The sequence below is a fragment of the Kitasatospora sp. MBT63 genome, assembly GCF_000710465.2.
Lineage (GTDB): Bacteria > Actinomycetota > Actinomycetes > Streptomycetales > Streptomycetaceae > Kitasatospora.
In genome coordinates this window covers 8,786-15,909 of sequence record NZ_JAIZ01000784.1, presented here as the reverse complement: position 1 = coordinate 15,909, position 7,124 = coordinate 8,786, and the positions used below count along the sequence as shown (strand labels likewise).

Below are 7,124 nucleotides of genomic sequence, written 5' to 3'. Positions count from 1 at the left end.
CGACCCGCTGACTGCCCTGCCCCGAGAACAGGAAGGCCAGCCGGCCCGGGGCGGCGGCCGAGCCGGTGACCACGCCAGGCCCGGCGAGCGTGCGCAGGCCGGCGGGGTCACCGAGCACCACGGCGCGCTCCTCGAAGACCGTGCGGGTGGTGGCGAGCGCCCGGGCGACCGCGAGCGGGTCGGCCTGGGTCAGCAGCTCCGCCAACCGGCCGGCCTGCTCGCGCAGCGCCTCGGGCGAGCGGGCCGAGACCAGGAAGGGCAGCACCGGCACGGCGGCGGGGCCCTGCGGCGCGGCCGGCTCCGCCTCGGCGGCCGTCGGCTCGGCCTGCTCGATGATCACGTGCGCGTTGGTCCCGCTCGCGCCGAAGGCCGAGACGCCGACCCGGCGCGGGCCCTCCACCAGCGGCCAGTCCTGCTGCTCGGTGAGCAGCTCCACCGCGCCGGCCGACCAGTCCACATAGGGGGTCCGCTGCTCGGCGTGGAGCGTGCGGGGCAGCACCCCGTGCCGGATCGCCAGCACCGACTTGATCACACCCGCCACCCCGGCCGCGGCCTGGGTGTGCCCGATGTTCGACTTCAAGGAGCCGAGCCAGAGCGGCTGTTCGCGGTCCTGGCCGTAGGTCGCGATCAGCGCCTGGGCCTCGATCGGGTCGCCCAGCCGGGTGCCGGTGCCGTGCGCCTCGACCGCGTGCACATCCCGTGCGACCAGGCCGGCGTTGGCCAGCGCCTGGCGGATCACCCGCTGCTGGGCCGGACCGCTGGGCGCGGTCAGGCCGTTGGACGCACCGTCCTGGTTGACCGCACTGCCGCGCAGCACCGCCAGCACCCGGTGCCCGTTGCGCCGCGCGTCCGACAGCCGCTCCACCAGCAGCAGACCCACCCCCTCGGCCCAGCCGGTGCCGTCCGCCGCAGCCGCGAAGGCCTTGCAGCGCCCGTCGGCCGAGAGGCCGCGCTGGCGGGAGAACTCCACGAAGCCCTGTGCGGTGGCCATCACGCTGACCCCGCCGGCCAGCGCCAGGTCCGACTCGCCCGAGCGCAGCGACTGCGCCGCCAGGTGCAGCGCCACCAGCGAGGAGGAGCACGCCGTGTCCACGGTCACCGCAGGACCCTCGAACCCGAAGGAGTACGAGATCCGGCCCGAGGCCACGCTGTCCAGCCCGCCGATGCCCAGGTATCCCTCCAACTCACCCGGGGCGTCGTGCAGTCGTGGGGTGTAGTCACTGCCCGCGATGCCCGCGAAGACGGCGGTCCTGCTGCCGCGCAGCGCGGTCGGGTCGATCCCGGCCCGCTCGAAGGCCTCCCAAGCGGTCTCCAGCAGCAGCCGGTGCTGCGGGTCGGTGGCCAGCGCCTCGCGCCCGGAGATGCCGAAGAACTCGGCATCGAACTCCGGTGTGCTGTCCAGGAATCCGCCGTGCCGGGTGTAGGAGGTGCCCGGGTGGTCCGGGTCCGGGTCGTAGAGCGCCGCCAGGTCCCAGCCGCGGTCGGTGGGGAACTCGGTGACGGCGTCGCGCCCTTCGGCCACCAGCTGCCACAGGTCCGCCGGGGAGGCGATGCCGCCAGGGAGCCGGCAGGCCATGCCGACGATGGCGATCGGCTCGCGCTTGGCGCTCTCCACCTCCTGCAGCCGCTTGTTGGCTCGCTGGGCGTCGGCCAGGGCCCGCCTCAGGTAGTCCCTGAGCTTCTGGTCGTTGGACATCTCTGCCTCTCGCATCGCAGACGTTCGGTCGTTCGGGTAGGGGCGGGATCAGTGGGTGTCCGAGTTGCGGTCGACCAGGGCGAACAGCTCCTCGTCCGTGGCGTCGTCCAGGTCGAAGCCGTCCGCCTCGGCCGAGCCGCCGGACAGCTCCCAGCGGTCGACCAGGGTGCGCAGCCGGCTCAGCACCCAGGCGCGGTCGAAGTCCTCGGCCGCCGCCGGTCCGGCCAGCGCCCGCTCCAGGGCGGCCAGCGAGTCGAGCGCACCGATCGGCGCCGATCCGCCGGCCTCGGCCGGGAGTTCGGTGAGCAGGAAGGCCGTCACGGCCGCCGGGCTCGGGTGGTCGAAGACCAGCGTGGCGGGCAGTTCGAGTCCGGCGCCGACCGCGATCCGATTGCGCAGTTCGACCGCGGTGACCGAGCCGAGCCCGAGGTCCCGGAAGGCCCGGTCGGCGCCGACTCCGCCGGCGTCGGCGTGTCCGAGGACTGCGGCCGCCTCGCGGCGCACCAGGTCCAGCAGGGCCGCCTCGCGTGCCGCCGGCTCCGCCAGGGCGGCCAACCGCGCCACCCACGGGGCCTGCTCACCCGGTCCGGCCACGGCCACGGCGGCCGTGACGGTGGTGTTGGTGACTGTCGCGTCCAGCCAGTAGCGCCGGCGCTGGAAGGCGTAGCCGGGCAGCGCCAGCCGGCGTGGCCGGGCCCCGGCGAAGACGGCGGCCCAGTCCACCGGCACACCGCGCACCCAGAGTTCGGCGGCGGAGAGCAGGAAGCGCTGCAGGCCGCCCTGGTCGCGCCGCAGCGTGCCGGTCACCACCGACCGGCGGCCCAGGCCCGCCGACTCCAGGGTCTCCTGGACCGGGCCGCTGAGCACGGCGTGCGGGCTGACCTCGACGAACACGGTGTGCCCGTCCTTGGCCAGAGCGCGGGTGGCCTCCTCGAAGCGCACCGTCTCGCGCAGGTTGGCGGCCCAGTAGGCGGCGTCCAGCTCGGCGGTGTCCTGCCAGTCGCCGGTCACCGTGGAGAGCAGCGGCACCTCGCCGCTGCGCGGCCGGATCGGCGCGAGCAGCTGGAGCAGTTCCTCGCGCAGCCCGTCCACCTGGGCGGAGTGCGAGGCGTAGTCGACCGGGATCAGTCGGGCCCGGACCTCCTCGGCCCGGTAGCCGGCGACCAGCTCGGCCAGCGCCTCGGGCTCGCCCGAGACCACGGTGGCCGACGGGCCGTTGACCACCGCCACCGAGAGCCGCTCGCCCCAGGCGGCGATTCGCTCGGCGACCTCGGCGGCGGACAGCGCGACCGAGGCCATCCCGCCCTTTCCGGAGAGCGCCAGGATCGCCCGGCTGCGCAGCGCGACCACCCGCGCCCCGTCGGCCAGCGACAGCCCGCCGGCCACCACGGCCGCGGCGATCTCGCCCTGGCTGTGGCCGACCACCGCGTCGGGGTGCACGCCGTGCGCCTGCCAGAGCTCGGCCAGCGAGACCATCACCGCCCAGAGCACCGGCTGCACCACGTCCACCCGGTCCAGCCCGGGTGCGTCCGGCTCGCCGCGCAGCACCGCGAGCAGCGACCAGTCGGTGTGCGGGGCCAGCGCGGCCGCGCACTCCTCGATCCGGGCGGCGAACACCGGTGCGGTGTCCAGCAGTTCCACCGCCATGGCGGGCCACTGGGATCCCTGGCCGGGGAAGACGAACACGGTCCGCCCGGCCGCGTCCGCGCTGCCGGTGACCAGCGCCGGCGACGGATCGCCGAGGGCCAGCTCGCGCAGGCCGGCCGGGTCGCCGACCAGCACGGCCCGCTCCTCGAGCGCGGCCCGGTCAGTGACCAGGGCATGCGCCAGGTCCACCGCCTCGGCGGCCTCGGCCAGTTCGGCCAGCCGGCCGGCCTGCTCGCGCAGGGCTGCGGCGGAGCGGGCCGAGACCAGGAACGGCAGCACCGCGGGCGCCGCGCCGCGCTCGGGCTCGGGCTGCTCCGGCGCCTGCTCGATGATCACGTGCGCATTGGTGCCGGACACCCCGAAGGAGGAGACGGCGGCCCGGCGCGGCCGGTCCACCGCCGGCCAGTCCTGCTGCTCGGTGAGCAGTTCCACCGCGCCCGCCGTCCAGTCCACGTACGGCGAGGGCTCGTCCACGTGCAGCGTGCGGGGCAGCACGCCGTGCCGGATCGCCTGGACCATCTTGATCACGCCGACCGCGCCGGCGGCCGCCTGGGTGTGCCCGATGTTCGACTTCAAGGAGCCGAGCCAGAGCGGCTGTTCGCGGTCCTGGCCGTAGGTCGCGATCAGCGCCTGGGCCTCGATCGGGTCGCCCAGCGTGGTGCCGGTGCCGTGGCCCTCGACCGCGTCGACCTCGGCAGGCGCCAGGCCGGCGTTGGCCAGCGCCTGGCGGATCACCCGCTGCTGGGCCGGACCGCTGGGCGCGGTCAGGCCGTTGGACGCACCGTCCTGGTTGACCGCACTGCCGCGCAGCACCGCCAGCACCCGGTGCCCGTTGCGCCGCGCGTCCGACAGCCGCTCCACCAGCAGCAGACCCACCCCCTCGCCCCAGCCGGTGCCGTCCGCGGCGCCCGCGTAGGCCTTGCAGCGCCCGTCAGTGGAGAGCGCCCGCTGCCGGGAGAACTCCACGAAGGTGGTCGGCGTGGACATCACGGCCACTCCGCCCGCCAGCGCCAGGTCGCACTCGCCCGAGCGCAGCGACTGCGCCGCCAGGTGCAGCGCCACCAACGAGGAGGAGCACGCCGTGTCCACGGTCACCGCAGGACCCTCGAACCCGAAGGAGTACGAGATCCGGCCCGAGGCCACACTGCCCGCCGTACCGTTGCCGAGCCAGCCCTCCAGCTCCGCCGGGACCTCCCGCACCCGGGGCGCGTAGTCGTGGTACATCACGCCGGCGAACACCCCGGTCCGGCTGCCGCGCAGCGCGGTCGGGTCGATCCCGGCGCTCTCCAGCGCCTCCCAGCTCGTCTCCAGCAGCAGGCGCTGCTGCGGGTCGGTGGCCAGCGCCTCGCGGGGCGAGATGCCGAAGAACTCGGCGTCGAACTCGGCCGAGCGGTCCAGGAAGCCGCCGTGCCGGGTGTACGAGGTGCCCGGGTGGTCCGGGTCCGGGTCGTACAGGTTCTCCAGGTCCCAGCCCCGGTCGGTGGGGAACTCCCCCACCGCGTCGCGCCCTTCGGCCACCAGCTGCCACAGCTCCTCGGGCGTGGCGACCCCGCCCGGGAGCCGGCAGGCCATCCCGACGATCGCGATCGGCTCGTCCGCCCGGGCCGGGGTCCGGCCGGCGGCCGCGGCCGCCGGCCGCTCGGCCGGTGCGGCGCCCAGGAGTTCGGCGAGCAGGTGCTCGGCGAGCGCGGCCGGATTCGGGTGGTCGAAGACCAGCGTGGCGGAGAGCCGCAGGCCGGTCACGGCCGTGAGCCGGTTTCGCAGCTCGATGGCGGTCAGCGAGTCCAGTCCGAGGCCGGTGAAGGAGCGCCGGGTGCCCACTTCCTCGGCCCGGGTGCCGAGCACCGCCGCCACTTCGGAGCGGACCAGGCGCAGCACCTCCGCGAGCCGTTCGCCAGGGTCCGGCAGGGCGGCGAGGCGCTGCGCGAGCGGGTCGCCCTCACGGTCCGGGCCGGCCTCGGCGGCGGTGCGGCGGGTCGGGCGGACCAGTGCGCGCAGGATCGCGGGGACGGGTCGGCCGCGCAGCGCGGCGAGCCGCAGCGGGGCCGGGACCAGGGCGGCCCTGGTGGTCAGCTGCTCGGCGGCCTCGAAGAGTTCGAGGCCTTCACCGGACTCGATCGGACGGATGCCCAGGCGGGCCAGCCGGGCGTGGTCGGTGGCGCTCAGGTGGGCGGTGATGCCGCTGGCCTGGGCCCACTGACCCCAGGCCAGCGACTGGGCCGGCAGCCCGATCGACTGCCGGTGCGCGGCCAACGCGTCCAGATAGGTGTTCGCCGCCGCGTAACTGCCCTGCCCCGGACCACCGAGCACAGCAGCGACCGAGGAATACAGCACGAACGCCGCCAGGTCATGACGACGGGTCAACTCGTGCAGGTGCCGCGCCGCCTCCGCCTTCGGCCCCCACACCGCCGCCAGCCGCTCCGGCGTCAACGCACCGAAAACACCGTCATCGACCACACCGGCCGTGTGCACCACAGCCGTCAACGGACGGTCCGCCGGCACCGCCGCCAACACGCCCGCCAGCGCAGCCCGGTCGGCGATGTCCACCGCCTCGACCACCACCGCCGCCCCCAGCCCGACCAACTCCTCCACCAACTCCGCAGCCCCCGGCGCCGACAGGCCACTGCGCGAAACCAGCACCAGCCGCCTCACCCGACCCGACCGCACCAGGTGCCGGGCCAACAAACCCGCCAGCACCCCGGTACCACCCGTGACCAGCACCGTCCCCGCCGGATCCCACTCCCGCGGAACCGGCGACCCACCGACCCCCGCCTGCTCGACCCGCACCAGCCGCGGCACGTGTATCCGACCCTCCCGCAACGCGAGTTGGGCCTCACCAGTGGCAACCGCGGACTCCAGCAGCTCCCCGGAGGCCTCGTCGGTGTCCACCAGCACAATCCGGCCCGGATACTCCGACTGCGCCGAACGCAGCAGACCCCACACCGGCGCCACCGCCAGATCCGGCCCCTCACCCGCCACCGACACCGCACCCCGCGTCACCACCACCAACCGCGAACCCTCCGAGGAGACATCCGCCAACCACCCCTGAACCCCCGTCAACACCTCCCCCAACACACCCTCACCCGACTCCACCCGCAACACCTCCCACGGGCCCACCTCCCCCACACCCGGCACCAACTCGGGCCAGTCGACGACGAAGAGCGCATCGCGGTCGATCGCCGCCGGGCCACCGGTGCGGGCTTCCTGGGCCGGCCGGGTGACCAGCGAGGCGATGGAGAAGACGGGCCGGCCCTCGGCGTCGGCGGCGTCCAGCGCGTACTCCTGCGCGCCGAGCGCGGTCAGCCGCACCCGCAGGCGGGCGGCGGCCGCGGCGTGCAGCACCACCCCCCGGTAGGCGAAGGGCAGCCGGCGGCCGCCGTCTGCGCCCCCGTGCAGGGCAGGCAGTTGGGCGGCGGCGTCCAGCAGGGCGGGGTGGATGCCGAAGCGGACGGCCTCGGCGGCCTGTGCCTCGGGCAGCGCCGCCTCGGCGTAGAGCGTGTCGCCGTCCTGCCAGAGCGCCCGCAGGCCACGGAAGGCCGGGCCGTACTCCAGGCCGAGCTCGGCCAACAACTGGTAGGCCTCCTCCACCGGGAGCGGTGCGGCGCCCGGCGGGGGCCAGGCGGTCAGCTCGGCGGTCGGCTCGGCGGCGGCGGTGACCAGGGTGCCGGAGGCGTGCCTGGTCCACTCCGCGTCCGGGTCGGCCGGCCGGGTGTGGATCGCGACCGGCCGGGCCCCGGTGGCCTCGTCAGCCTCACCGACTGCCACCTGCAGGTGCAGGGCA

General features: G+C 75.4%; 2 protein-coding genes. Both read right to left on the bottom strand.

Translation table 11 applies throughout. The features are described 5' to 3' along the window. A partial coding sequence (locus AA75_RS40735; RefSeq protein WP_033825543.1) for a type I polyketide synthase occupies positions 1 to 1,696 on the bottom strand: 1,696 nt, incomplete at its 3' end. Positions 1,697 to 1,744: 48 nt separating this feature from the next. Then, complete coding sequence (locus AA75_RS51275) at positions 1,745 to 7,108, bottom strand: type I polyketide synthase (RefSeq protein ID WP_304441522.1); 5,364 nt, start codon at positions 7,106 to 7,108, stop codon at positions 1,745 to 1,747. Positions 7,109 to 7,124 lie beyond the last annotated feature (16 nt).